Annotated in this window: 26 protein-coding genes and 5 tRNA genes; 6 read left to right on the forward strand and 25 right to left on the reverse strand. The window is 70.7% G+C overall.

Annotation, left to right across the window (positions count from 1 at the left end; translation table 11 throughout):
* The 6 genes from CCS38_RS31460 to CCS38_RS31485 form a co-directional block, all read right to left on the reverse strand.
* The coding region (locus tag CCS38_RS31460) for an ATP synthase subunit B family protein (protein ID WP_223736737.1) at positions 1–777 on the reverse strand (777 nt) is incomplete at its 3' end.
* 122 nt (positions 778–899) lie between these two features.
* The gene (coaD, locus tag CCS38_RS31465) at positions 900–1,379 is read right to left on the reverse strand and encodes a pantetheine-phosphate adenylyltransferase (RefSeq protein WP_037801125.1); all 480 of its coding nucleotides are present in this window, start codon (positions 1,377–1,379) and stop codon (positions 900–902) included.
* Positions 1,380–1,405: 26 nt separating this feature from the next.
* The gene (gene rsmD, locus CCS38_RS31470; RefSeq protein WP_223736738.1) at positions 1,406–2,041 is read right to left on the reverse strand and encodes a 16S rRNA (guanine(966)-N(2))-methyltransferase RsmD; all 636 of its coding nucleotides are present in this window, start codon (positions 2,039–2,041) and stop codon (positions 1,406–1,408) included.
* Positions 2,042–2,128: 87 nt separating this feature from the next.
* A complete protein-coding gene (locus CCS38_RS31475; RefSeq protein ID WP_223736739.1) occupies positions 2,129–2,647 on the reverse strand; it encodes a hypothetical protein in 519 nt (172 codons plus the stop codon).
* A gap of 124 nt (positions 2,648–2,771) precedes the next feature.
* Positions 2,772–4,985, reverse strand: a complete 2,214-nt coding sequence (gene recG, locus CCS38_RS31480) for an ATP-dependent DNA helicase RecG (protein WP_223736740.1) — start codon at positions 4,983–4,985, stop codon at positions 2,772–2,774.
* 66 nt (positions 4,986–5,051) lie between these two features.
* Entirely contained in the window at positions 5,052–6,767 is a 1,716-nt protein-coding gene (locus CCS38_RS31485; protein ID WP_223736755.1) for a DAK2 domain-containing protein, read from the reverse strand.
* 282 nt (positions 6,768–7,049) lie between these two features.
* Here CCS38_RS31485 and rpmB point away from each other — a divergent pair, with 282 nt between their 5' ends.
* Positions 7,050–7,235: a 50S ribosomal protein L28 gene (gene rpmB, locus CCS38_RS31490; protein ID WP_030267048.1), complete on the forward strand. Its 186-nt coding sequence runs from the start codon at positions 7,050–7,052 to the stop codon at positions 7,233–7,235.
* A 167-nt stretch (positions 7,236–7,402) separates the two neighbouring features.
* On the opposite strand, the gene thiD is transcribed toward rpmB, so the two are convergent.
* Positions 7,403–8,191, reverse strand: a complete 789-nt coding sequence (gene thiD, locus CCS38_RS31495; protein ID WP_223736741.1) for a bifunctional hydroxymethylpyrimidine kinase/phosphomethylpyrimidine kinase — start codon at positions 8,189–8,191, stop codon at positions 7,403–7,405.
* A 47-nt stretch (positions 8,192–8,238) separates the two neighbouring features.
* Positions 8,239–9,207: a thiamine-phosphate kinase gene (locus CCS38_RS31500; RefSeq protein ID WP_030267042.1), complete on the reverse strand. Its 969-nt coding sequence runs from the start codon at positions 9,205–9,207 to the stop codon at positions 8,239–8,241.
* 224 nt (positions 9,208–9,431) lie between these two features.
* Between CCS38_RS31500 and CCS38_RS31505 the strand changes: the two genes are divergently transcribed.
* Entirely contained in the window at positions 9,432–9,665 is a 234-nt protein-coding gene (locus CCS38_RS31505) for an Lrp/AsnC family transcriptional regulator (RefSeq protein ID WP_030267036.1), read from the forward strand.
* 8 nt (positions 9,666–9,673) lie between these two features.
* Complete coding sequence (locus CCS38_RS31510) at positions 9,674–10,177, forward strand: DUF3515 domain-containing protein (protein WP_223736742.1); 504 nt, start codon at positions 9,674–9,676, stop codon at positions 10,175–10,177.
* A gap of 29 nt (positions 10,178–10,206) precedes the next feature.
* Here the strand turns inward: CCS38_RS31510 and CCS38_RS31515 are convergent, their stop codons facing one another.
* The 3 genes from CCS38_RS31515 to CCS38_RS31525 form a co-directional block, all read right to left on the reverse strand.
* A complete protein-coding gene (locus CCS38_RS31515) occupies positions 10,207–11,343 on the reverse strand; it encodes a D-alanine--D-alanine ligase family protein (RefSeq protein ID WP_223736743.1) in 1,137 nt (378 codons plus the stop codon).
* Between the two features lie 289 nt (positions 11,344–11,632).
* Entirely contained in the window at positions 11,633–12,634 is a 1,002-nt protein-coding gene (locus tag CCS38_RS31520; RefSeq protein ID WP_223736744.1) for an NAD(P)H-dependent glycerol-3-phosphate dehydrogenase, read from the reverse strand.
* Positions 12,631–13,422 carry a lysophospholipid acyltransferase family protein gene (locus CCS38_RS31525; protein WP_223736745.1) on the reverse strand — a complete coding sequence of 264 codons (792 nt, stop codon included), beginning with the start codon at positions 13,420–13,422 and terminating at the stop codon, positions 12,631–12,633. Before CCS38_RS31525 ends, CCS38_RS31520 begins: the two co-directional genes overlap by 4 nt.
* Positions 13,423–13,562: 140 nt before the next feature.
* Here CCS38_RS31525 and cofC point away from each other — a divergent pair, with 140 nt between their 5' ends.
* Entirely contained in the window at positions 13,563–14,243 is a 681-nt protein-coding gene (gene cofC / locus CCS38_RS31530; protein ID WP_372457178.1) for a 2-phospho-L-lactate guanylyltransferase, read from the forward strand.
* A gap of 48 nt (positions 14,244–14,291) precedes the next feature.
* Here cofC and CCS38_RS31535 read toward each other — a convergent pair whose 3' ends face one another.
* From CCS38_RS31535 to leuC, 5 genes are all read right to left on the reverse strand, one after another.
* Positions 14,292–14,495 carry a hypothetical protein gene (locus CCS38_RS31535; RefSeq protein WP_030267017.1) on the reverse strand — a complete coding sequence of 68 codons (204 nt, stop codon included), beginning with the start codon at positions 14,493–14,495 and terminating at the stop codon, positions 14,292–14,294.
* A 93-nt stretch (positions 14,496–14,588) separates the two neighbouring features.
* Positions 14,589–15,269 carry an HU family DNA-binding protein gene (locus tag CCS38_RS31540; RefSeq protein WP_223736747.1) on the reverse strand — a complete coding sequence of 227 codons (681 nt, stop codon included), beginning with the start codon at positions 15,267–15,269 and terminating at the stop codon, positions 14,589–14,591.
* Positions 15,270–15,394: 125 nt separating this feature from the next.
* Entirely contained in the window at positions 15,395–15,640 is a 246-nt protein-coding gene (locus CCS38_RS31545) for an SCO5555 family protein (protein ID WP_030267010.1), read from the reverse strand.
* Between the two features lie 136 nt (positions 15,641–15,776).
* A complete protein-coding gene (gene leuD / locus CCS38_RS31550; RefSeq protein ID WP_223736748.1) occupies positions 15,777–16,370 on the reverse strand; it encodes a 3-isopropylmalate dehydratase small subunit in 594 nt (197 codons plus the stop codon).
* A 5-nt stretch (positions 16,371–16,375) separates the two neighbouring features.
* Positions 16,376–17,806, reverse strand: coding sequence for a 3-isopropylmalate dehydratase large subunit (gene leuC, locus CCS38_RS31555; protein ID WP_223736749.1), 1,431 nt, complete (start codon positions 17,804–17,806; stop codon positions 16,376–16,378).
* A gap of 174 nt (positions 17,807–17,980) precedes the next feature.
* Here leuC and ndgR point away from each other — a divergent pair, with 174 nt between their 5' ends.
* The gene (gene ndgR / locus CCS38_RS31560; protein ID WP_030257960.1) at positions 17,981–18,697 is read left to right on the forward strand and encodes an IclR family transcriptional regulator NdgR; all 717 of its coding nucleotides are present in this window, start codon (positions 17,981–17,983) and stop codon (positions 18,695–18,697) included.
* Between the two features lie 172 nt (positions 18,698–18,869).
* Here ndgR and CCS38_RS31565 read toward each other — a convergent pair.
* The 9 genes from CCS38_RS31565 to CCS38_RS31605 all read right to left on the reverse strand — a co-directional run bounded on the left by CCS38_RS31565 (position 18,870) and on the right by CCS38_RS31605 (position 22,884).
* Positions 18,870–18,942: transfer RNA gene (locus tag CCS38_RS31565), tRNA-Glu, on the reverse strand.
* Between the two features lie 48 nt (positions 18,943–18,990).
* Positions 18,991–19,062, reverse strand: a tRNA-Gln gene (locus tag CCS38_RS31570).
* A gap of 34 nt (positions 19,063–19,096) precedes the next feature.
* A tRNA-Glu gene (locus CCS38_RS31575) sits at positions 19,097–19,169 on the reverse strand.
* A gap of 64 nt (positions 19,170–19,233) precedes the next feature.
* Positions 19,234–19,306 (reverse strand) — tRNA-Glu (locus CCS38_RS31580).
* 63 nt (positions 19,307–19,369) lie between these two features.
* Positions 19,370–19,441 (reverse strand) — tRNA-Gln (locus CCS38_RS31585).
* 85 nt (positions 19,442–19,526) lie between these two features.
* Positions 19,527–20,249: an HAD family hydrolase gene (locus CCS38_RS31590; protein WP_223736750.1), complete on the reverse strand. Its 723-nt coding sequence runs from the start codon at positions 20,247–20,249 to the stop codon at positions 19,527–19,529.
* Positions 20,250–20,366: 117 nt separating this feature from the next.
* Entirely contained in the window at positions 20,367–21,848 is a 1,482-nt protein-coding gene (gene gltX / locus CCS38_RS31595; protein WP_223736751.1) for a glutamate--tRNA ligase, read from the reverse strand.
* Positions 21,841–22,602: a fumarylacetoacetate hydrolase family protein gene (locus tag CCS38_RS31600; RefSeq protein ID WP_223736752.1), complete on the reverse strand. Its 762-nt coding sequence runs from the start codon at positions 22,600–22,602 to the stop codon at positions 21,841–21,843. The genes gltX and CCS38_RS31600 overlap by 8 nt, the downstream gene beginning before the upstream one ends.
* A gap of 96 nt (positions 22,603–22,698) precedes the next feature.
* A complete protein-coding gene (locus CCS38_RS31605) occupies positions 22,699–22,884 on the reverse strand; it encodes a hypothetical protein (RefSeq protein ID WP_223736753.1) in 186 nt (61 codons plus the stop codon).
* Positions 22,885–23,482: 598 nt separating this feature from the next.
* Here CCS38_RS31605 and CCS38_RS31610 point away from each other — a divergent pair.
* The coding region (locus CCS38_RS31610; protein WP_223736754.1) for a sensor histidine kinase at positions 23,483–25,766 on the forward strand (2,284 nt) is incomplete at its 3' end.

Here is a 25,766-nt window from a genome sequence, read left to right on the forward strand (position 1 = left end):
CGGGGGCACCTGGGGCGCGGTGGGCTGCTGCTGGGGCGCGGCGGGCTGCTGGGCGGCCGCGAGGTCGGCGAGGTACTCCGCGTCGCCGGACTGCGGCAGGCCCGTCGCAGGGTCCGTGTGTGCGGCGAAGGCCGCGGCGAGCTCGTCGCTGGGCTGCGCCCCCAGGAGCTTCTGGCGGCCGCGTCCGACGGCTTCCAGGGTCTTGGTCAGTACGGCCTCGAAGGCGCCGAACTTGGCGTCCACGTACGCGTCGGCCCGCTGCCGCAGCGTCTCCGGGTCGGCGCTGCGCTCGGGCGCCTCGGCGTCCGCGTACCCCGCCTCGTCCAGGCCCGGGCCGCGGCCGAGCAGCTTCTCGCGGCCCCGGTCCACGGACCCGATGGTCTTGGTCAGTACGACCTCGAAGTTGGCGAGCTTGCTGTCGACGTAGTCGTCGGCCTCGGCGCGGATCTCCTCGGCCTCCCGGCGGGCCTCCGCGAGGATGCGGTCGGCCTCCTCCTGGGACTGCCGGGCGAGCTCGGTCTCGGAGAGCAGCGAGCCGCGCTGGGCGTGCGCGCTCTCGATGATCCGCTCCGCCTCGGCGCGGGCGTCCTCGACCATCTGCTCGCGCCCGCCGAGCAGCTCCTGCGCCTGCGCGAGCGACCCCGGGAGCGCGGCCCGCACCTCTTCGAGCATCGCCAGCAGCTCCGCGCGGTTGATCACGCAGGAGGCCGACATGGGCATGGACCGGGCATGGCCGACGGTCTCGACGATCTCGTCGAGCTTCTTCTGCACGTCCACTGGGGGCTCGCCACTCTCTGGGGGATGAAACGACGGAACGGGACCGACTGTACGGCCACCCGCCCCGGCCCCGACACCCACTGACGTACCGTCAGCCGGACGGCCCTCCACCGCTTCCCGTGTCACTTCTCCCCGAGGCGCTCCGTGAGGGCTTCGAAGACGAAGTCCGGTACCAGGTGGGAGACGTCGCCGCCCCAGGCCGCGACCTCCTTGACCAGGCTGGACGAGAGGAAGCTGTAGGTCGGGTTGGTCGGGACGAAGAGGGTCTCCACGCCCGAGAGGCCGTTGTTCATCTGGGCCATCTGCAGCTCGTAGTCGAAGTCGCTGACCGCGCGCAGGCCCTTCACGATGGCCGGAATGTCACGCTGCTTGCAGAAGTCGACGAGGAGGCCGTGGAACGCCTCGACCTCGACGTTGCCGTACTCGGCAGTCGCCCGGCGGATCAGCTCGATCCGCTCCTCGACCGTGAACAGGCCCTGCTTGGACTTGTTGATCATCACGGCGACGTGGACCACGTCGTAGAGCTTGGAGGCCCGGGCGATGATGTCCAGGTGCCCATTCGTAATGGGGTCGAACGACCCCGGACAGACGGCACGGCGCACTTGAGGTTCCTCGCTCTCCGATCCGGTCATGACTCGCTTGCCGACGTGGCGTTCCCGTCAGGGTGGCCGCCGGCGTCCCCACCGGCGTCCTCGCACGTCGAAGCGGCGCGACCGTACCAAAGCGTGGCCTCGCCGTAACGGCGGGACCGCAGGCCCGTGAATCCTTCGGGCCAGCGGAATTCTCCGCCCCTGGTGCTGCGCTCCACGGTGGCGAGCGCGTCGCCCGTGATCCAGCCCTGGGAGCGGAGTGTGAGGAGTATCTCGCGAAGATCGTCGTCGGTGACGGCGTACGGCGGGTCCAGGAAGACGAGGTCGTACGGCTCGCCGGAGACCGGCCCCGCGACGACCTGTTCGGCCTTCGCGGCGCGGAATTCGGCGCCCGGGAGGCCGAGGCTGCGGATGTTCTCGCGGATCGTACGGGCGGCCTTCGGATCGGCCTCGGCCAGCAGCACGGCCGCGGCGCCCCGGGAGAGCGCCTCCAGGCCGACCGCGCCCGAGCCGCCGTACAGATCCAGCACCCGGGCGCCGGTCAGCGGGCCGTCCAGCGCCTCCCAGGTGGAGAACAGGCCCTCGCGCGCCCGGTCGGAGGTCGGGCGGGTGCCCGTGCCGGGCGGCACGGCCAGGCGCCGGCCGCCGGCCACGCCGGCGATCACGCGGGTCATACGATTCTCGTCCTCAGCTGTGCGGTTCCTTGGTGGTGCGGGACCGGGCCCGGCCCCGCACCACCACGATATGGCGTTCCCCGCCGGTCAGCCGCGCTCGGCGTCCTCCACCGCGCCCACCAGGGCGGGCGAGGCATAGCGGGACCAGGACAGGCAGCCGTCCGGCGGGCAGTACTCCGGGCGGCGCGGGTCGTGGCCGAGTTCGCGCAGCTTCGTCCGTACCGAATCGGGCGTGCGGCCGAAGCGGGCGGCGATGCGGGCGATGGTCTCGCCGGCATGGAAGCGGTGCGTGAGGTCCTCCTCGTGCTGCGGCACCCAGGGGGCGCCGTGCCCGGGGAACAGCTCGCGCAGCACATCGCGGTCCGGTATCGGCTCGGCCACGTCGGCGACCAGCGCGAGGGCGCGCAGGGCGCGGTTCAGCGCGATCCGCAGGGCCGGGACCTCGGTCAGGGGCAGGGTGAGGGCGCCGGAGGCGAGGAGGGTCTCGGGGGCGTCCTCGTGCCAGCCCGTGAGGGTGAGCGTGACGGTCGCGTCGTCGTCGCTGGCGAGCTCGATGCGGAAGATCTTGTCGCCGAGCGGGAGTTCGTTCAGATGCCGGAATGCCATGAAACAGCCCCCCAATGGTCCGACTGGGGCCAACCTCTCCCGGATCGGCCCGGACTGTGTCCATCCTCCCAGTGGGCTCTGACAATCGGCCCCTGCCGGGCGCGCGCCCGGCCCCGGGCCGCCCTCACCCCTTGTCCAGATAGCTCTCCCGGTCGGTGTCCAGCAGGGCGTCCAACGCGACCCGCAGCTCGGGCAGTCCGGCCAGCTCCGGGTCGTTCGCCACGGTCGCCGTCGCCTCCTCCCGGGCCGCCTCGATCACGTCCTCGTCCTCGATGACCGCGAGCATCCGGAGGCTGGAGCGCACTCCGGACTGCGCCTGCCCCAGAACGTCGCCCTCGCGCCGCTGCTCCAGGTCGATCCGGGACAGCTCGAAGCCGTCCAGCGTGCTCGCCACGGCGCCCAGCCGGGCCCGCGCCGGGCTCGCCTCGGACATCTCCGTCACCAGCAGGCACAGGCCGGGCGCCGAACCGCGGCCCACCCGGCCGCGCAGCTGGTGCAGCTGCGAGACCCCGAACCGGTCGGCGTCCATGATCACCATCGCCGTGGCGTTCGGTACGTTCACGCCCACCTCGATGACGGTCGTCGCCACCAGCACATCCACCTCGCCGGCGGCGAACCGGCGCATCACGTCGTCCTTGTCGTCCGGCTGCATCCGCCCGTGCAGCACCTCCACGCGCAGCCCCGCGAGCGGCCCCTTGGCCAGCTGCTCGGCGACGTCCAGCACGGCCAGCGGCGGCCGCTTCTCGGCCTCCTCCGCGGCCTCTTCCCCGTCCCCCTGCGCCTTCTTCTTCGCGCCCTTCGCGCCCTTCGCGCCCTTCGGCTCGTCCGCCTCGTCGCCGATCCGCGGGCACACCACGTACGCCTGATGCCCGCCCTCGACCTCCTCGCGCACCCGCTCCCAGGTACGCGCCAGGAAGTGCGGCTTGTCCTTGGCCGGGACCACGTGGCTGGCGATCGGCGACCGCCCGGCCGGCAACTGGTCCAGTACGGACGTCTCCAGATCGCCGAACACCGTCATCGCGACCGTCCGCGGAATGGGCGTCGCGGTCATCACGAGCAGATGCGGCGGCTGCTTCCCCTTGGAGCGCAGCGCGTCCCGCTGCTCCACGCCGAACCGGTGCTGCTCGTCCACCACGACCAGCCCCAGGTCGTGGAACTGCACCTTGTCCTCGATCAGCGCATGCGTGCCGATCACCAGCCCGGCTTCGCCCGTCACGAGGTCCAGCAGCGCCTGCTTCCGCGCGGCGGTCCCCATGGATCCGGTCAGCAGCACGACCTTCGTACCGCGCTCCGCGCCGCCGAGCATCCCGCCCTCGGCCAGCTCCCCCATCATCTCGGTGATCGACCGGTGATGCTGCTGCGCGAGCACCTCGGTCGGCGCGAGCATCGCCGCCTGCCCACCGGTGTCCACCACGGCGAGCATGGCCCGCAGGGCGACCATCGTTTTCCCGCTGCCCACTTCCCCCTGGAGGAGCCGGTGCATCGGGTGGTCCGTGGCCAGGTCGTCGAAGATTTCGCGGCTGACCTTCTGCTGGCCGTCGGTGAGGGTGAACGGGAGGCGGGCGTCGAAGGCGTCCAGGAGGCCGTCCTCGGTCAGCGGGCGGGGGACGGCCGGGAGCTGGGTCTCGGCGAAGCGGCGGCGGGCCAGGGCGACCTGGAGGACGAACGCCTCGTCCCACTTCAGGCGGGCCCGGGCGTCGGCGATGTCGGCCTTGGTGTCGGGCCGGTGGATCTTGAGGAGCGCCTCGGGGAGCGGGACCAGGCCGCGGCCCTCCCGGAGCGCGGGCGGCAGCGGGTCGACCGCCTCCCGGGCGCTGGGCAGTACGGCGTCCACCGCCTTGGCGATCTTCCAGGACGGCATCTTCTGGGCCGCCGGGTAGATCGGCAGGAGCCGGCCGGCGAAGGCGTCCACGGCGTCGTCGCCGCCCTCGCCGGCGAGGAGTTCGTACTCGGGGTGGGCGAGTTGGAGCTTGCGGTTGAAGACCGAGACCTTGCCCGCGAACATCGCGCGGCGGCCGGGGAGGAGATCGTGCCGCGGCTTGTGGATGCCCTTGCCGAAGAAGACCAGCTGGAGCCGGCCGCTGCCGTCGGTGAGCGTGACCTCCAGGCGCTGGCCACGGCCGTGGTTGAAGGTGTGCACACGGGCGTCGGCGACCCGGGCGACGACCGTGACGTGCTCGTCCAGCGGGAGGTCGGCGAGGGTGGTCAGCTCGCCGCGCTCGGCGTACCGGCGGGGGTAGTGGTGCAGCAGATCGCCGACCGTGTGCAGGCCGAGGTGCTCGGCCAGCACCTTCGCGGTGGTGCCGCCGAGGATCTTCTTCAGTGGTTCATCCAGCACGGGTCCATTGCACACCACGCCACTGACAACCGGCGGGAGGACCGGCGAACGGGCCTCTCGGGGCGGCTACTCCACGCCGATCAGCAGCAGCGAGGACTGCTGGCCCCCGGCGTACACCACGGTGTCCACGGCCAGATAGCGCTCGCGTACGTGGCGTTCGAGGCGGTCGGCCAGCCCCTGGGGGAAGCCCTCGCCGCACACGAGGGTGACCATCTCGCCGCCCGCCGAGAGCATCCGGTCCAGTACGTCGAGGGCGGTGGCCGCCGGGTCCGCACCGATCACCGCGACATCGCCCTCCACCAGGCCCAGCACGTCCCCGGCCTGGCAGACCCCGGCCATGGTCCAGGACTGCCGCTCGGCGACCGTCAGTTCGCCATACCGGGTGGCGCCCGCCGCGGAGGTCATCGCCACCACGTCCTCGTCGAACGTGCGGCCGGACTCGTGGACGGCCAGCGCCGCGATGCCCTGGACCGCGGCCCGGGTGGGGATCACGGCGACGCGCACGCCTTCGGTACGGGCCTGGCCGGCCGCCGCGGCGGCCGTGTGCCGCAGGTCGGCGTCGTTCGGCAGCAGCACCACCTCGCGGGCGTGCGCCTGCCGGATCGCCTGGACCAGCTCACCGCTGGCGGGCGGCTCCCCGGGGCGTACGGAGACCACGGTCGCGCCGGCCGCGGCGCACAGCCCGGCCAGCCCGTCCCCCGGTACCACCGCGACCACGGCCCGTTCCGCGCGCTCCGGGGCCGCGCTCCGGCCCGCCTCGGCGCCCGTGAAGTGCGTGATGCGGATCCGGTACGGGCGGCCCGCCTCGATGCCCGCCTCGACGGCCGCGCCCGCGTCGTCCACGTGCACATGGACGTTCCACAGGCCGTCCCCGCCGACCACGACCAGGGAGTCGCCGAGCCCGTCGAGCCGGGCGCGCAGCCGGGCCACGGCCTCGTCGCCGGCCTCCAGGAGGTAGATCACCTCGAAGGCGGGGCCGTCGGCCGCCGCATGCTCATCGGGGCCGCAGCCGCCGGCCTCGGTGACGACCGTGGCGGGAGCCGTGCCGCCCCCGGAGGCGGGGGCGCCCACGGCGATCCGTACACCGCCGGCCGCTGCCGTGCGCTCACCGGACAGCGCGTCCGCGAGCGCGCCCAGAACGGCGACCAGGCCGCAGCCGCCCGCGTCGACCACACCGGCCCTGCCGAGGACCGCCAGCTGCCCCGGGGTGGCGTCCAGCGCCTTCCTGGCGCCCTCGTGGGCCGCGCGGGCCACCGCCACCACGTCGCCGCCCGGCACGGCGCCCTCGGCGGCGTCGGCGGCGGCCGTCGCCACGGTGAGGACCGTGCCCTCCACGGGGTGCGCCACCGCCTCGTACGTGGACGCCGCGGCCCGCCGCAGCGCACGCGCCAGTACCGCGGCCGGGTCGTGCTCTGCCTCACGCTCCCCCGTACCGCTCCCCGGGACCGACCCGGGGCCCGGCGCCAGTACCTCCGTCATGCCGCGCAGCAGCTGCGCCAGGATGGTGCCGGAGTTGCCGCGCGCCCCGATGAGCGCGCCGTGCGCCATCGCCCCGATGGCGTCGGCGAGACCGGGCTCGGTACCGGAGGCGGCGTGCCCGTCGAAGGCGGCGTCGACCGCGCGGGCGGCGGACTCCACGGTCAGATAGAGGTTGGTGCCGGTGTCACCGTCCGCGACGGGATAGACGTTGATCGCGTCGATCCGCTCGCGGTCCCGGCCGAGTGCCTCCAGGGCCAGCTCGCACCATGCGCGGACCGCAGCAGCGTCGAGCGTGTGCGGCACCGTGCGTCCTCGGGGCACCGTGCGTCCTCCTCGGTCGCCGTATGTCCTGTCCTCCCCGGTCGGGGCAGGCAGTGCACCGCAGGGTAGCGGCGGACGGGACGGGTGCTCGGGCCGGGCCCCCGGGCGGTCATGGTAGTTTCGTAGGGCGGGAGCGGTCGTTGTATGCTGCTCCGGTTGCCCGATGCGAATCGGGTCTTTTCCCCTCCCGGCACCGCTTGTCGTTCAATGCACTCGGCGCGCTGGGAATTACCGTAAGTGCATCTGAAGTCTTTGGAGTGACCCGTGGCTGCCAACTGCGACGTCTGCGGCAAGGGGCCGGGCTTCGGCAAGAGCGTTTCTCACTCGCACCGCCGCACCAACCGTCGTTGGAACCCCAACATCCAGACGGTGCGCGCTGTGATCGGGCGCACGCCGAAGCGGCTCAACGTCTGCACCTCGTGCATCAAGGCCGGCAAGGTCGCGCGCTGACGTTACGTCGTGGCGCAGCCTCTGCCGGTTGCCTTGAAGCCGGTCCACCTCAGGGTGGGCCGGCTTTTCTGTTGCCCGAAAGAGCGTCCGGGGGCTTGTCCGACTGCTTGTCCAGGGGGCCGCGCGGGCGGAGACGTGCCCACGAGGGGCCGCCCCCGCGGCAGTACTCAGCGCAGCCGCCACCCGTGATCGACGGGCCCGATCCCGCCGCCCAGCCGGAAGCCGGCCGCGATCGCGCCCGTGACGTACTCCTTCGCCGCCGCCACGGCCTCCGGAACGGTGTCACCGTGCGCCAGCCGGGCGGCGATCGCGCTGGCGAGCGTGCAGCCCGTGCCGTGCGTGTGCCGGTTGTCGTGGCGCGGGGCGCGCAGCCAGTGCTCCTGATCCCCGTCGGTCAGCAGGTCCACCGCGTCGCCCGCCAGATGGCCGCCCTTGATCAGCGCCCAGCGCGGGCCGTGGGCCAGGATCGCCGCGGCCGCCCGCCGCATATCGGCCTCTTCCCGGACCTGTACGCCCGTGAGCTGAGCCACCTCGTCCAGGTTGGGGGTGGCGACGGTCGCGGTCGGCAGCAGCTTCGTACGGACCGCGTCCAGGGCCGTGGCGGCGAGCAGCGCGTCGCCGTGCTTGGAGACGCCGACCGGGTCGATGACGACGGGCACGGTGAGCTCCGCGAGCAGCCCGGCCACCGTCTCCACGAGCTCGGGCGAGGAGAGCATTCCGGTCTTGACCGCCTGGACGCCGATGTCGTCCACGACGCTGCGGAACTGGGCCCGTACCGCCTCGACGGGCAGTTCCCAGGCGCCCTGGACGCCCAGGGAGTTCTGCGCGGTGACGGCGGTCAGCACGCTCATGCCGTGCGTGCCGAGCGCCAGCATCGTCTTCAGGTCGGCCTGGATACCGGCGCCGCCGCCGGAGTCGGAGCCTGCGACGGTCAGGACGCGGGGTGGTGTGTGCATGCCCCGAATCTAATCGACCGTTTCCGGCCGGCCATGTCCCCCGGGGGCTAGCCGACCACGTCGTCGTCGCCGAAGTGGTCCCAGCCGCCCTTGGTCCAGGGCGCGCCGTCCACCGTCACCTGGGGCAGCGCGGAGGGGTTCAGGACCTCGCCGATGACCTTCCAGCGGGCCGGCAGCTTCACGTCCGGCGGGAAGGTCGCGACGATCGCGTGGTCCTCGCCGCCGGAGAGCACCCACTGCAGGGGATCCACGCCGCACGCCGTACCGATGTCGGCCATCTGCGAGGGCACGTCGATCTTCTGGGACTGCAGGTCGATACGGACCTTGCTGGCCTCGGCGATGTGCCCGAGGTCGGCGACCAGGCCGTCGCTGACGTCCGTCATGGCGGTGGCGCCGAGCCCGGCGGCCGCGGGGCCCGCGTGGTACGGCGGCTCCGGCCTGCGGTGCGCCTCCACGAAGGCGCGCGGGGAGCGGAAGCCGCGGGTGAGCACGGCGTGGCCCGCCGCCGACCAGCCGAGCCAGCCGGTGACCGCGACGACGTCGCCGGGCTGGGCGCCGCCCCGGGTGACCGGCTCCGCGTTGCGCAGGTCGCCGAGGGCGGTGATGGCGACGGTGATGATCTCGCCGCGTACGACGTCGCCGCCGACCACGGCGGCGCCCGCCACCTGGCACTCGTCCCGCAGCCCGTCCATCAGCTCCGTCGCCCACGTCGCGGGGAGTTCGGCGGGCACCACGAGGCCGAGCAGGATGGCGGTGGGGACCGCGCCCATGGCGGCGATGTCGGCGAGGTTCTGGGCCGCGGCCTTGCGGCCGACGTCGTAGGCGGTGGACCAGTCGCGGCGGAAGTGCCGCCCTTCGAGGAGTACGTCCGTACTGGCCACGACCCGGCGGTCCGGCGCGGTGACCACGGCGGCGTCGTCGCCCGGTCCGATGCGTACGGCCGGGGTGGAGGTGAGCCGCGAGGTCAGCTCTCTGATGAGGCCGAACTCCCCCAACTCGCCCACGGTGCCCTTCATGCTGTTGCCCTTCCCATGCGTACGGACCTTCCGTACTCCACTGACGCGTCGCGCACGGTCTGCGCCGCCTTCCCGGACGGCCGCGCTCCGGGTGACGCGTTCCGCGCCGGCGGCCGCGAACTGTTCGCCGCGTCCGCCGCGCGGGTCTCCCCGCTCCGCTCGGCGACGCGGTACCGTGGCGTCCCTTCTTCCCACATGATCCTCGAAGCCGCCCTGGAGGTCCCGTGGTACAGGCGTACATCCTGATCCAGACCGAGGTCGGCAAGGCGTCCGCGGTCGCCGAAGTGATCGCCAAACTGCCCGGCGTGATCCAGGCCGAGGATGTGACCGGTCCCTACGACGTGATCGTGCGTGCCCAGGCTGACACGGTCGATGATCTGGGCCGCATGGTGGTCGCCAAAGTCCAGCAAGTGGACGGCATCACGCGCACCCTGACCTGCCCGGTGGTTCATATTTAGTCCCCCGTATGCTCGGCCGGGTGAAATCCTCGCCAGGCCGGTCGCTCGCTCCGCCGCTGCTCGCCGTACTGATCGCAGTGGCGGGCTGTGCCCCGTCCGACGATTCGGCGAGCGTGGCGGTTCCCGCCCCTAAGGGGGAGCAGGCCCGGCTCTGCCGGGCGCTGCACGGGAAACTGCCCGACACCGTGGACGGTCTGAAGCGGCGGACCGCCGATCCCGTCTCCGACTTCACCGCCGTGTGGGGCGAACCCGCCGTACAGCTGCGCTGCGGCGTGCCGGAGCCCGACGTGCTGAAGCCTGGTAATGAACATTACAACCCACTGCAGGACGCCGCGGAAATCAACGGCGTCGAGTGGCTCTTCGAGAAACAGGACGACGGTTACCGCTTCACGACCGTGCTGCGCCGCGCGCACGTCGAGGTGACGGTACCGGGGAAGTACGCGCCCGAGGTCGATGTGCTCACCGACCTGGCGTCGGCCGTGAAGAAGACCGTCCCGGTCGGGGTCGTCTAGGACACGCCCCGACCGGCCGCCGCAAAGGCTCAGCGCAGGCCCGTGGAGCGCCGCAGCGCCGCCTGGATGAGCCGGTCCACCAGCTCGGCGTAGCTCACCCCGGACTCCTGCCACATCCGCGGGTACATCGAAATGGGCGTGAAGCCCGGCAGCGTGTTGATCTCGTTGATGACGAACTCGCCGTTGTCCTGCAGGAAGAAGTCGGCGCGCACCAGGCCCTCGCAGGACGCCGCCTCGAACGCCTCGACGGCCAGCTCCTGGACGCGCGCGGTCTGCTCCTCGGTGAGCGGCGCGGGCACCAGTCCGGTGGCGGAGTCGATGTACTTGGCCTCGAAGTCGTAGAAGTCGTGCGCGGTGACCGGCGGGATCTCGGCCGGGACGCTGGCCCGCGGGCCGTCCTCGAACTCCAGCACGCCGCACTCGATCTCCCGGCCGCTCAGCAGCGACTCGACCAGGATCTTCGGGTCGTGGCGGCGGGCCTCCTCGATGGCCTCGTCCAGCCCGGCGAGGTCGTCCACCTTGGAGATGCCCATGGAGGAGCCGGCGCGGGCGGGCTTCACGAACAGCGGCCAGCCGTGCTCGCCGGCGAAGTCCACGATCTTCTTGCGGGCGGCGGAAGGATCCTGCTCCCACTCGCGCGGGCGGATGACCTCGTACGGGCCGACCGGCAGCCCGAAGGAGGCGAACACCCGCTTCATGTAGTCCTTGTCCTGGCCGACGGCCGAGGAGAGCACGCCGGAGCCCACGTAGGGCACGCCGGACAGCTCCAGGAGGCCCTGGAGGGTGCCGTCCTCGCCGTACGGCCCGTGCAGGACGGGGAAGACCACGTCGACGTCGCCGAGCGCCTTCGGTACCTGGCCGGGCTCGCTGTAGACGACCTCGCGGCTGGTGGGGTCGACGGGCAGGACCACGGCGCCCTCGGCGGACTCGGCCAGGTCCGCCACGCTCGGCAGCTTCCGGTCCGTGATGGCCATCCGCTCCGGCTCGTCGGCGGTCAGCGCCCAGCGGCCGTCCGTCGTGATGCCGATCGGCAGCACGTCGTACTTCTCGCGGTCGATGGCGCTCAGGACGGCGCCCGCGGTGACCACGGAGATGGCGTGCTCGGAGCTGCGCCCGCCGAACACGACGGCGACGCGGGGCTTCTGGGAGGAGGTCTCGCTGCTCATATCGGACCGAGACTACCTGTTGGTACGGCGGATGCGAATGTCTTGGGGGGTGTGGGGCGCTTCTACGGGCCAACTCCCCCGCGTCCCTGGCAGGGCCCCTCCCTCTCCCCAGTCCAGCGGGAGAACTCCCGTACCGTGGCCAAGGCCCCTCCCCCACCTCCACCACACACACCACCCAGAAGCGGCGTGCTGTGAAGGTAGCGCTCACGGCTCATGGCCGTCGGGGCCTGTGGACAACGGCCATCGGGCCGCGGGCAGTGCCCGTCGGCCCCTGTGGACAACCGTCCGTTCAGTGCCGCTCCGGCTTCGCCGACCGCGACATCAGTTCCTTCAGGGCCACCAGCGGCGGCTTGGCATCATGGACGATGCTCACGACCGTCTCGGTGATGGGCATCTCGACACCGTGCCGGCGGGCCAGGTCCAGCACCGATTCGCAGGACTTCACGCCCTCGGCCGTCTGCTTGGTGACGGCGATGGTCTCTTCGAGGCTCATGCCCCGGCCCAGGTTCTGGCCGAAGGTGTTGTTCCGGGAGAGCGGCGAGGAGCAGGTGGCGACCAGGTCGCCCATGCCCGCCAGCCCCGCGAACGTGGCCGGGTCGGCCCCCAGCGCGAGCCCCAGCCGCATGGTCTCGGCGAGACCGCGGGTGATGAGGGACGCCTTGGCGTTGTCGCCCAGCCCCATGCCGCCCGCGATGCCCACCGCGAGGCCGATGACGTTCTTCACCGCGCCGCCCAGCTCCGCGCCCACCACGTCGGTGGTGGTGTACGGGCGGAAGTACGGGGTGTGGCACGCGGCCTGCAGGCGGGTGGCGACGGCCTCGTCGGTGCACGCGACGACGGCGGCGGCGGGCTGCCGGGCGGCGATCTCCTTGGCGAGGTTCGGGCCGGTCAGCACGGCCACCCGCTCGGCGGGCACCTTCGCGACCTCTTCGATGACCTCGCTCATCCGCTTGGCCGTACCGAGCTCGATGCCCTTCATCAGGGACACCAGGACGGTGTCGGAGGGCAGCAGGGGCGCCCAGTCGGCGAGGTTGGCGCGCAGCGTCTGGGACGGCACGGCGAGGACCGTGAACTCCGCGCCGGCGGCGGCCTCGGCGGGGTCGGTGGTGGCCCGTACGGTCTGCGGCAGCTCCACGCCCGGGAGGTAGTCGGGGTTGGTGCGGCCGGTGTTGATGGCCTCGGCGAGCTCGGCGCGGCGGCCCCACAGGGTCACCTCGCAGCCCGCGTCGGCCAGCACCATCGCGAATGCGGTGCCCCACGACCCCGTGCCGTAGACGGCGCAGCGCGTCACTTGCCTTCATCCTCCTGAGTGGCGCCGGGCGTCTTGTCCCGCCGCCGCATCTGCTGGTTCTTCCGGCGCTGTTCGGCGCGGGCCTTGCGGTGGTCGTACGGCTCGGCCGGCGCGGGTTCGTTGCGCACCTCGGCCAGGATGGCGGTCACCGAGGCCATGATGCGGTCGGTGACCTCGCGCAGCACCTCGGCGGTGGGCTCCTGGCCGTAGAACTCGGCCAGGTCGACCGGCGGACCCGCCTTCACACGCAGCGTCTTGCGGGGGAAGAGCCGGAGCTTCTTCTCCTTGGCGTAGGGCGGCATGGCTTCGTTGGCGCCCCACTGGGCGACCGGGATGACGGGGGCCTTGGTGAGCAGTGCGACGCGGGCGGCGCCGGTCTTGCCCTGCATGGGCCACATGTCGGGGTCGCGGGTGAGGGTGCCCTCGGGGTAGAAGGCGACGCACTCGCCGCGGTTGATGGCGTCCACGGCGGCGCGGAACGCGGTGGCCGCGTCGGTGGTTTCGCGGTAGACCGGGATCTGTCCTGTGCCGCGCATGATCGCGCCGACGAAGCCGCCCTTGAAGAGGCCGCTCTTGGCGAGGAATCGCGGGACGCGTCCGCTGTTGTACTGATAGTGCGCGTAGGAGAGCGGGTCGAGGTACGAGTTGTGGTTGACCGCGGTGATGAATCCGCCCTCGGCGGGAATGTGCTCCATTCCCTGCCAGTCCCGCTTGAACAGCACCACGAGCGGCGGTTTTGCGATGACCGCTGCGAGGCGGTACCAGAAGCCGATTCTGTGGCGGGACACTCGGACACCCTCCTAATGGGACCTGCTGAGCTGCGGCGACCCGGCAGCCGCACAAGTGTCGCCCCCGGTACCCGGTCTGTCGAGGACACCGTATCCCCGCGCCCTGCTGCGGGCGGCGGCAGCGGGTGACAATGCTGCCGATGCGAGAAGAAGGAGCGGATGCGGTGTGGAGCCTGGTGGTGCCTCTGAAACCGCTGGTGCGGGCCAAGAGCAGGCTGTCCGCCGCGGCGGACGCGCGCTTCCGGCCCCGGCTGGCGCTGGCGTTCGCCCTGGATACGGTATCCGCGGCGCTGGAATGCCCGGTAGTGGGTGATGTGGCGGTTGTCACGGATGATCCGCAGGCGGGCGCGGCGCTCGCCGGTCTCGGGGCGCGCATCGTGGCCGATGTACCGGCGGCGGGGCTGAATCCCGCGATCGCGTACGGCGCGCACACCGTACGGGCGTACCGTCCCGGTGCGGCGGTGGCGGCGCTCAATGCGGATCTCCCTGCGCTGCGTCCGGCGGAACTGGAACGGGTGCTCACCGCGGCCGCGCAATTCCCGCGTGCATTTCTCGCGGATGCGGCGGAAATGGGGACGACGCTGCTGACCGCGGCGCCGGGGGCGGAATTGGCCCCGGCTTTCGGTGGCGCCTCACGGGCCCGGCACCGGGCTTCCGGCGCTCAGGAGATCTCCTTGTCCGGTGTGCGGTCCGTGCGGCAGGACGTGGACACTCCGGAGGATCTGCGGGCGGCGCTGAAATTGGGCGTGGGGGCGTGGACGGCCCGCCATACGGCGGCCATCTCGGCGGGAATCGCGGCGCTGGGCGCTCCGGGGGCCTGAGCGGGCCGCCGGGGCTTCCGGCCGGCCGTCAGAAGGTCTGGAGTGGTGTCAGAAGGTCTGGAGCGTGATGAGGGTGATGCGGCGGTCGCCGCCCTCGCCCGTCACGTCGATGCGGACCCGCTGGCCGGGCCGGAGCAGCCGCAGGCCGCCCGCGTCGAAGGCGGCGGTGTCGAAGGGCAGCGGGGTGCCGTCGTCGAGCAGCACGCTGCCCGTGCGGCTGTCGGCGTCGTAGGTGTATGCGGTGGCCTGCATGGTCAGAGCCTAATCGGGTGGGGGCCGGGCAACGCACCGCGGGCCGGGCTCCCGTGGGGAGCCCGGCCCGTCGCGAGGTTCGCCGCCGGATGGTCAGCGCTTCCGGGCGGTGGTCTTCTTGGCGGTGGTCTTGCGGGCGGTGGCCTTCTTGGCCGGGGCCTTCTTCGCCGTGGTCTTCTTGGCCGGGGCGGTCTTCTTGGCCGTGGCCTTCTTCGCCGTGGTGGCCTTCTTGGCCGGCGTGGCCTTCTTGGCGGTGGTGGTCTTCTTCGCCGGCGTCGCCTTCTTGGCGGTGGTGGCCTTCTTGGCGGCGGTGGTCTTCTTCGCCGGCGTCGCCTTCTTGGCCGTGGTGGTCTTCTTCGCGGCCGTGGTCTTCTTCGCCGCCGACTTCTTGGCGGTGGCCTTCTTGGCCGCGGCCTTGGTGGTCGTACGGGTGGAAGCGCCGCCCGAAAGGCTGCCCTTCGGGGCCTTCTTGACGGCCACGTCGTTCTTCGGGAGCTTCTTCGAGCCGCTGACCAGGTCCTTGAAGCCCTGTCCGGCGCGGAAACGCGGCACGGAGGTCTTCTTCACCCGCACCCGCTCACCCGTCTGCGGGTTACGGGCGTAACGGGCCGGGCGGTCGACCTTCTCGAACGAACCGAATCCGGTGACCGAAACGCGGTCGCCGCCGACCACGGCACGGACGATGGCGTCCAGGACCGCGTCGACCGCGTCTGCGGCGTTCTGACGTCCGCCGAGCTTGTCGGCAATGGCTTCTACGAGCTGCGCCTTGTTCACGTCTTCCCCTTCGGAGACATTGCTGGAACGTATGTGTTCAAGCTTTTTCGCACGTTAGGCAGATATATACCGCAAATCAAACACGAAACGGGCTAATCACCCTTGTGCCGCAACGAACTCGACCGTCACGGAGTTCCGTCGGCATCCACGTCTTCGGGATAACGCCCTTCGTCGAGGTCGTTCATGAAGCGCTCCAGACGCCGTGCCGCGCCGGCGAGATCGTGTTTTGCCGCAGCCGTGATGACGAGCAGCTTCCGGGTCAGCGCCATCCGTACGCCCTCCGGGACTTGCAGTGTCCGCACTCGTGTGTGTGCGGCCTTGAGACGGTCGGCGACAAGACCGTAGAGCTCCAGTTGGCCGTCGCGTTCCATGCGCTAATTGTGCCATCTGCGGTGAGTTGTCGCTTCACGGGGCCTCAACACGCCACTCAACAAGACGATGCGCCCCTTGCCAAGTAGCAAGGAGCGCATCGTATGCAAGATGTCTTTCAGCCAGAAAACCCCGAGGTCAGGCCACTACCGTACGCGGCTTGAAGGACGGCCTGTTCGCCTCGTACGCGGCGATGGAGTCTTCCTCCCGGAGGGTGAGACTGATGTCGTCCAGCCCCTCCAGCAGCCGCCAACGGGCGTTCTCGTCCAGCTCGAAACCGGCCTTGATGCCCTCGGCACGCACCTCGCGGTTGACCAGGTCGACGGTCACCTCGGCGGTGGGGTCGGCCTCGGCCAGCTGCTGCAGCGCCTCCACGGTCTCCTGCGGCAGTACCACCGTCAGCAGCCCGTTCTTGAGGGAGTTACCGCGGAAGATGTCGGCGAAACGCGAGGAGATGACGGCCTTGAAGCCGTAGTTCTGCAGGGCCCAGACGGCGTGCTCACGGGAGGAGCCGGTGCCGAAGTCGGGGCCGGCGACCAGGACGGTGGCGCCCTGGTACGCCTCCTGGTTCAGCACGAAGTCGGGCTGCTTGCGCCATGCCTCGAAGAGGCCGTCCTCGAAGCCGTCCCGGGTGACCTTCTTCAGCCAGTGGGCGGGGATGATCTGGTCGGTGTCGACGTTGCTGCGGCGCAGCGGGACGGCCCGGCCGGTGTGGGTGGTGAATGCTTCCATCGTTCTCAGACTCCAGCGGGCTGCGGGGCGGCGGCGTCGGACAGGTCGGCGGGCGAGGCCAGGTGGCCGAGAACCGCCGTTGCGGCGGCGACCTGGGGCGAGACCAGGTGGGTGCGGCCGCCCTTGCCCTGCCGGCCCTCGAAGTTGCGGTTCGAGGTGGAGGCGGAGCGCTCACCGGGCGCCAGCTGGTCGGGGTTCATGCCCAGGCACATCGAGCAACCCGCGTGCCGCCATTCGGCGCCGGCCGCGGTGAAGACCTTGTCCAGGCCCTCCTCGACGGCCTGCAGCGCCACCCGGACCGAGCCGGGGACGATCAGCATCCGTACGCCGTCGGCGACCTTGCGGCCTTCCAGGAGCGCGGCGGCGGAGCGCAGGTCCTCGATGCGGCCGTTGGTGCACGAACCTACGAAGACGGTGTCCACCTTGATGTCGCGCAGCGGCTGACCGGCCGTCAACCCCATGTACTCCAGGGCCTTTTCGGCGGCGTACCGCTCCGAAGCATCCTCGTAGGACGCCGGGTCGGGGACCCGCTCGGACAGCGGCGCGCCCTGGCCGGGATTGGTGCCCCAGGTGACGAACGGCGCCAGCTCGGTGGCGTCGATGACGACCTCGTGGTCGAAGACCGCGTCGTCGTCGGTGCGCAGCGTCTTCCAGTACTCGACCGCCGCGTCCCAGTCCGCACCCTTGGGAGCGTGGTCGCGGCCCTGGAGGTAGTCGAAGGTGGTCCGGTCCGGGGCGATCATGCCCGCGCGGGCGCCCGCCTCGATCGACATGTTGCAGATCGTCATCCGGGCCTCCATCGAGAGCTTCTCGATGGCCGAGCCGCGGTACTCGATGACGTAGCCCTGGCCGCCGCCGGTGCCGATCTTCGCGATGATGGCGAGGATCAGGTCCTTGGCCGTGACGGTCTCGGGCAGCTCGCCCTCGACGGTGACGGCCATCGTCCTGAAGGGCGACAGCGGCAGCGTCTGGGTGGCCAGCACGTGCTCGACCTGGCTGGTGCCGATGCCGAAGGCCAGCGCGCCGAACGCGCCGTGGGTGGAGGTGTGGCTGTCACCGCAGACCACGGTGGTACCCGGCTGGGTCAGACCCAACTGCGGGCCCACGACGTGCACGACGCCCTGCTCGACATCGCCCAGCGGGTGCAGCCGCACCCCGAACTCCGCGGCGTTCTTGCGCAGCGTCTCCAGCTGCGTGCGCGAGACCGGGTCGGCGATCGGCTTGTCGATGTCGAGGGTGGGGGTGTTGTGGTCCTCGGTGGCGATGGTGAGATCCGTGCGGCGCACCCGGCGGCCGGCCTTGCGCAGGCCGTCGAACGCCTGCGGGCTGGTCACCTCGTGCAGCAGATGCAGATCGATGAAGAGGAGGTCGGGCTCGCCTTCCGCGCGCCGGACGACGTGGTCGTCCCAGACCTTCTCCGCGAGTGTCCGTCCCATCGCTGTCCCTCCGGCCGGCCGACTTCGCCGGCCCAACTCGTCTGATTGCCCGCCGCTCGTACCCCTCGTACCGGGCGGTACACGGGCCCCGGTCCAGGGCCTCGCTTTCAAGAGTGGCGACTTCCGCAGAAAATTGAACTTGCGTTTCACACTGTGAGACGTGAGTATCGTTGCATGGACAACTCTAGCGGCGTCGGCGTTCTCGACAAGGCGGCTCTGGTATTGAGCGCTCTGGAGTCCGGTCCGGCCACCCTCGCCGGGCTGGTCGGAGCGACCGGGCTCGCGCGCCCCACGGCGCACCGGCTTGCGGTGGCTCTGGAGCACCACCGGATGGTGGCGAGGGACATGCAGGGCCGGTTCATCCTCGGACCGCGGCTGGCGGAGCTCGCCGCCGCGGCCGGTGAGGACCGGCTGCTGGCCACGGCGGGGCCGGTGCTCACGCACCTGCGCGACGTGACGGGCGAGAGCGCCCAGCTCTATCGCCGGCAGGGCGACATGCGCATCTGCGTGGCCGCCGCCGAGCGGCTCTCGGGCCTGCGGGACACCGTCCCGGTGGGCTCCACGCTCCCGATGAAGGCGGGCTCCGCCGCCCAGATCCTGATGGCCTGGGAAGAGCCCGAGCGGCTGCACAGGGGCCTTCAGGGGGCACGTTTCACCGCGACCGCGCTCTCGGGCGTACGGCGCCGCGGCTGGGCCCAGTCGATCGGCGAGCGGGAGCCGGGCGTGGCCTCGGTCTCCGCGCCCGTACGCGGCCCGTCGAACCGCGTGGTGGCCTCCGTGTCGGTCTCCGGGCCGATCGAGCGGCTGACCCGCCACCCGGGCCGGATGCACGCCCAGGCCGTCATCGACGCGGCGGCCCGCCTCAGTGAGGCCCTGCGCCGTACGAGCTGATTCGCCGCCCCACGCCTGCCGTCGCCAACGCCGCCGGCGGCGGGCCGGGGCCCGTTCCGCTCTTTTCTTCTTTTCGCGCGCTTTTTCTTTTCATGATGACCGATGCCCGCTCTTACGAAAGCGGGCGCACGAAAAAGGCCCTCCACCTGAGTGGAGGGCCTTTCTCTTTCTGTACCCCCGACCGGATTCGAACCGGCGCTACCGCCTTGAGAGGGCGGCGTGCTAGGCCGCTACACAACGGGGGCTCACCTGCGGTTTGAGCAGGAAGTCTGCAGTCCACCTGCTCAACTGCGCTGGGCTACCAGGACTCGAACCTAGACTAAATGAACCAGAATCACTCGTGCTGCCAATTACACCATAGCCCATGGTGGTTGAGACCAATCCAGGATCGGTCACCAGTACCCCCGACCGGATTCGAACCGGCGCTACCGCCTTGAGAGGGCGGCGTGCTAGGCCGCTACACAACGGGGGCCCTAGCGATCCTCATCATCACCGCATCCGGGAGCGACCCGAAGGAGGTGGAATGCAAGGATCTGTACCCCCGACCGGATTCGAACCGGCGCTACCGCCTTGAGAGGGCGGCGTGCTAGGCCGCTACACAACGGGGGCTGGCACTGCGATCAAGAGACTGTACTGCCGGGAAGACGATACTTCCGAGAAGACGATCTCTTGCTGGGCTACCAGGACTCGAACCTAGACTAACTGAACCAGAATCAGTCGTGCTGCCAATTACACCATAGCCCACCAAAACACAACCCCTTGCGGGATTTTGTTCGGCTTGCGCTTCCCGCCGGGCCTGTCGGCCCTCTCGGGCGGCGCAGAAAGAACATTACCCGAAGGTGTCCGGCGCTCCAAAACGGGTATCGCCGCGCAGCAGGCCGGGCAGCTGGTTCAGGCCGGTGATCCGGATCAGCTCGGGCCGGCCGCCCAGTCCCCGGCGGTCCAGCCAGATGCCCCTGAGGCCCGCGGCCACGGCGCCACCGGCGTCGATGTCGGGCTGGTCCCCCACGTACGCCACCTCCGCGGGCGGCAGCCCCAGGGCCTCACAGGCGGCGTGGAAGGCCCCGGCGGCGGGCTTGGCGATCCCCAGCTCCGCCGCGCACACCAGTGCCTCGAAACGGTCCCGTACACCCAGAACCCGCAGCTTGCGGTCCTGATTGTGAAGAGAGGAGTTCGAGAGCACCGCGTGCCGGTACTCCGCCGCGAGCAGCTCCAGCACCGGCAAGGTGTCCGGGAAGAGCGCCCAGGCGGCCTCGTAGTGCGCGAGATACCGCTCGAACCACCCGTCGGCGTCCTCGTCGCTCATCGAGCTCGTACCGAGGAAGTCCCGCACCCGGTCCCGCCGCTGCGCCTCGAAGGTCATCCCCCCGGCCTCGAACCGCCGCCAGTGCAGCGCGGTGAGCTCCTTCCACCGGGCAAGGGCCTGCTCGACGGAGGGATATCCGTCGGTCAGCCCCTCGGCGAGGAGATGTGCCTGCATCCCCACCTGGTCGGCGTTCGCGTAATCGAAGAGCGTGTCGTCGATGTCCCAGAGGACCGCGCGTATCGGCATGATCCTCACGCTAGCGGCGCGGACGCTGTCAGGAGACCCGGTTTTCCGGCTTCCGGGGAACGAAAAGGGGGGCGCCGACCAGTACGGTCGGCGCCCCCCCCTTTTCAGGACCGGGCGTTACGCGGCCAGCTTCTTCAGTGCCGCGTCGATGCGGGCGAGGGTGCGGTCCTTGCCCAGGATCTCGAGGGACTCGAAGAGGGGGAGGCCGACCGTGCGGCCGGTGGTGGCCACGCGGACCGGGGCCTGGGCCTTGCCGAGCTTGAGGCCGTGCTCCTCGCCGGCGGCCAGGACGGCCTCCTTGAGGGACTCGGGGCTGGACCAGTCCGCGGTCTCCAGCTTGGCGCGGGCGGTGGTGAGCAGGGCCACCGGGTCGCCCTTGCCCATCGCCTTGGTCCAGGACGCCTCGTCGAAGACCGGCTCCTTCAGGAACAGGAAGTCGACGTTGTCGGTGATCTCGGAGAGGACCTTCAGACGGCTCTGGGCGTGCGGGGCGATCGCGTCGAACACCGACTGGTCGAAGTCCGCCTCGTCCCAGGGGGCGAAGGGGGCTCGCAGCCAGGGGGCGCAGCGCTCGGTGAAGTCCTTCACGTCCAGCTGCCGGATGTGGTCGGCGTTGATCGCCTCGCACTTCTTCAGGTCGAAGCGCGCCGGGTTGGCGTTGACGTCCGTGATCTCGAACTTCGCCACCATCTCGTCGATGGTGAAGATGTCCTGGTCCTCGGAGAAGGACCAGCCGAGGAGGGAGAGGTAGTTGAGGAGGCCCTCGGGGAGGAAGCCGCGCTCACGGTAGAGGTTCAGCGAGGACTGCGGGTCGCGCTTGGAGAGCTTCTTGTTGCCCTCGCCCATGACGTACGGCAGGTGGCCGAAGGCCGGGATCTGCTTCGCGATGCCCAGCTCGATCAGCGCCTTGTACAGGGCGATCTGGCGCGGGGTGGAGGAGAGCAGGTCCTCGCCGCGGAGGATGTGGGTGATCTCCATCAGCGCGTCGTCGACCGGGTTGACGAGCGTGTACAGCGGCGCGCCGTTGGCGCGGAGGATGCCGTAGTCGGTCACGTTCTCCGGCTGGAAGGTCAGCTCGCCGCGGACCAGGTCGGTGAAGGTGATCGTCTCGTCGGGCATCCGGAAGCGGACGATGGAGGTGCGGCCCTCGGTCTCGTACGCGGCCTTCTGCTCGGGGGTCACCGTGCGGCACTTGCCGTCGTAGCCGGAGGGCTTGCCGGCCTTGCGCGCGGCCTCCCGGCGCTCCTCCAGCTCCTCGGCGGTGCAGTAGCAGTGGTAGGCGTAGCCGCCGTCCAGCAGCTTCTGCGCGACGTCCTGGTAGATGTCCATGCGCTGCGACTGGCGGTACGGGGCGTGCGGGCCGCCGACCTCGGGGCCCTCGTCCCAGTCGAAGCCGAGCCAGCGCATGGCGTCGAGGAGCTGCTGGTAGGACTCCTCGGAGTCGCGGGCCGCGTCGGTGTCCTCGATCCGGAAGACCAGGGTGCCCTCGTGGTGCCGGGCGAACGCCCAGTTGAAGAGGGCGGTGCGGACCAGGCCCACGTGGGGGTTGCCGGTCGGCGAGGGACAGAAACGGACGCGGACGGGGGTCGCGTTAGCCACGCTTGATCACCTTGTTGGTGAGAGTGCCGATGCCTTCGATGGTGACGGCGACCTCGTCGCCGACGTTGAGCGGGCCGACCCCGGCGGGGGTGCCCGTGAGGACGACGTCGCCGGGGAGCAGCGTCATCGCCTCCGTGATGTGGACGATCAGGTCCTCGATCGAGCGGACCATCTCGCTGGTGCGGCCCAGCTGGCGCTGTTCGCCGTTGACCGTGCACTGGATGGTCAGATCGCTCGGGTCCAGCTCGGTCTCGACCCAGGGGCCGAGCGGGCAGGAGCTGTCGAAGCCCTTGGCCCGGGCCCACTGCGCCTCGCGCCGCTGGACGTCGCGCGCGGTGATGTCGTTGGCGCAGGTGTAGCCGAGGATGACGTCCTTCACGCGCTCGCGGGGGACCTCGCGGCACATGCGGCCGATGACGACGGCGAGCTCGGCCTCGTGGTGCACCTCCTGCGAGAAGGAGGGGTACACGACGGGGTCGCCGGGGCCCACCACCGAGGTGGAGGGCTTGAAGAAGGCGACCGGCACGTCGTCGACCTCGTTGCCGAGCTCCTTGGCGTGCTCGGCGTAGTTGCGGCCGATGGCCACGACCTTGTTCGGGAGGACGGGCGGCAGCAGCCGCACCTTGTCCAGGGGGACCTTTTGACCCGAGCGCTCGAACTCGGCGAAGGGGTGTCCCTTGATCACGTCGAGGTCACTGCCCTCGACGACGCCGAAGCCGACGTTGCCGTCGATGGAAAATCTGGCGATGCGCACGGAAGCCGCTGCCCCTCTTGATCTCTTGCCGGGAGTGGACACCCCAGGCTATCGCGGGAGAGCGGCCGCCCCTCTGTCCTTTTTGTGCGCCGCGTCCTACTCGGGCGCGTCCATGAGGACGGTGCGGCGGGGGTTGGCGGTCTGGGTGGGCAGCTCGACGGCGTGCTCCTGCTGTGCGGTGTCCTCGACCGGTGCGGTCTGCAGCTCCTCGGCGTCCTTCAGGTGCATCAGGGTCGTGCGCCGCGGGTTGGCTATGGAGCGGAACATCATCGTCGTCTTCACTGCGGAATGCCTCGCGTATCTCGCGTGTGGTGGTCACTGCCCATGCAGGTGCCGCTGGGCGATTGCGGCACCGGTGTAAAGCGTCAGGCTATGCGCGCTATTCCCGTCGATCTTGCGGTCAAGTCGATGATCATCGTGTGAGTTTGCTCACGAACTCTGCGGCAAATGCCGCAATTTTCATGATCGAAAGCCGTTGACGAAACGGACATTGGCGGAGCGAAGCACATGTTCCACTCCCCTTTACGGGACCCGGGGTAGGGCGCTATAGCGCCCGTAACGCTCGCAAAAGTCCGTTATAAGGGGTGAGAGCTTCTACTACTCGTTACTCATTCCATACATTGCGTCACTCATGTCACAGCCAGGGGCTCCGCTCTTGTTGCCGCTCCGGCACTGTGCTGGAATTCCCCGGACCGCCGCATGTTTCACACGGCGCGCAGGGGGCGCAGAGCAGCGCCGCGCGGTGGGTGCCGCTCTCTTCTCCAGAGGGAGTAGCCCGCCGGTCACACTCACGACCGCCATGGGGCCCGCGGCCCCCTACGACTCGACACCGTCCCGCCGTCACCGCGGAGGGACGCCTGGTCCAGAGGTTGCGACGCTAGTGCAGGGACGTTTCAAGAGGGATGGCAGCGCTGCGGCTGACCCGGAGCTGCGCGGCGGGACCGACCGCGCCTCCTCGCAGCAGCGCGCCCAGAGCAACGGTCCGGCGAGCGGCACGTTGCCGACCGACCGGACCGACCCGGCGCCGGCCGGCGACTCCGCCGCCGAGCGCCCCAAGGCCAAGGGCCCCATGGGCCCCGGGGCCCGTCTGTCGCTGCGCAACTGGCGCATCAGCACGCGTCTGGTCTCCCTGATCGCGCTGCCCGTGGTCGCCGCCACCACGCTGGGCGGCCTGCGGATCAGCAGCGAGCTGGACAACATGGAGCAGCTCGACCGGATGGAGCTCCTCACGGAGATGACGCGGCAGGCCACCGAGCTGGCCGACGCGCTCCAGGAGGAGCGGGACCGCTCGGCGGGCCCGCTGGCCGGCTCCGGCAACACCAAGGACGACACCGATGTGGTGGCGCCGCGCGAGGAGACCGACCGCGCGATCAAGTCCTTCAAGGAGCACACCGACGACGTCGACGCGGCACGCGGCTCGATGGCCGGCGTGCGCGCCACGATCGTCGACATCCAGCGCCAGCTGGGCACCCTCAACGAGGTACGGAACAAGGCGTACTCCGACGACGAGAACGTCGCCCAGACCATCACCGCGTACAACCAGCTGATCACCTCCCTGCTCGCCCTCTCCCAGGACATGGCGCAGGCGACCAGCAACCCGGAGATGATCCAGAGCACCCGCTCCCTGGCCGCGTTCTCCTCCGCCAAGGAGTACGCGTCGATGCAGCGGGCGTTCGTCAGCGCCGGTCTGTCCAACAAGGACCACGCGCACCTGTCCGCGAACGACCGGCTGGCCGGCCGTACCGCCGAGGACAACGAGGAGTCCGCGCTCAAGCGGTTCTCCAACATCTACCCCGGCGCCGCCTCCCTCATGGAGGGCCTGGACAGCGGCAACGACGACATCGAGCACGCGAACTCCTTCGCCGACCGCAGCTTCAAGACCGAGTCGGGCATCCGCGGTGAGCAGATGTCGTACCTGGACTGGTACGACCTGGACACCAACAAGATCAACCTGATGTCGCGGATCGAGACCACGCTGCTCTCCCAGATGGAGCAGAAGTCCCGCGAGCTGCGCAACGACGCCACCACCGGCGCGATCCTCAACGGCGCGGTGATCCTGCTCGTCCTGGGCATCTCGCTCATCGGCGCGTTCGTCGTCTCCCGCTCCATGGTCCGCTCGCTGCGCCGGCTGCAGGACACCGCGCAGACGGTCTCCCAGAAGCGGCTGCCCGAGCTGGTCAAGCACCTCTCCGAGGCCGACCCGCAGGACGTGGACACCTCGGTCGAGTCCGTCGGCGTGCACAGCCGGGACGAGATCGGCAAGGTGGCCACCGCGTTCGACGAGGTGCACCGCGAGGCCGTCCGGCTGGTGTCCGAGCAGGCGCTGCTGCGAGGCAACGTCAACGCGATGTTCACCAACCTCTCGCGGCGGTCGCAGGGCCTCATCCAGCGCCAGCTGTCGCTGATCTCCGAGCTGGAGTCCCGCGAGGCCGACCCGGACCAGCTCTCCTCGCTCTTCAAGCTCGACCACCTCGCGACCCGAATGCGCCGTAACGGCGAGAACCTCCTCGTCCTCGCGGGCGAGGAGCCGGGCCGCCGCTGGACCCGCCCGGTCCCGCTGGTCGACGTGCTGCGCGCCGCCGCCTCCGAGGTGGAGCAGTACGAGCGCATCGAACTGAGCGCGGTACCGACCACCGAGGTCGCGGGCCGCGTCGTCAACGACCTCGTGCACCTCCTCGCCGAGCTGCTGGAGAACGCCACCTCGTTCTCCTCGCCGCAGACCAAGGTCAAGGTGACCGGCCACGCGCTGCCCGACGGCCGCGTCCTGGTCGAGATCCACGACACCGGCATCGGCCTCTCCCCCGAGGACCTCTCGGCGATCAACGAGCGGCTCGCCAGCCCGCCGACCGTGGACGTCTCGGTGTCCCGCCGGATGGGCCTGTTCGTGGTCGGCCGGCTGTCCCTGCGGCACGGCATCCGCGTCCAGCTCCGTCCCTCGGACTCCGGTGGTACGACCGCGCTGGTCATGCTGCCGGTGGACGTCGCGCAGAGCGGCGGCGCCGGCAAGAAGCCCGGCCCGGGCGGCAAGCCCGCCGGCGGCCGCGGCTCCGGCGACGCCGGCGGCCAGCACTCCAGCCGTCTCGCGGGCCTCCAGCCGCGCGGCCAGATGGGCGCCGGTCCCCGTACCGCGCTGCCGAGCCGCCCCGGAGCGGGCGCGCCCGGCG

Origin of the sequence: Streptomyces purpurogeneiscleroticus (assembly GCF_020024005.1) — a bacterium.
Classification (GTDB): Bacteria; Actinomycetota; Actinomycetes; order Streptomycetales; family Streptomycetaceae; genus Streptomyces; species Streptomyces purpurogeneiscleroticus.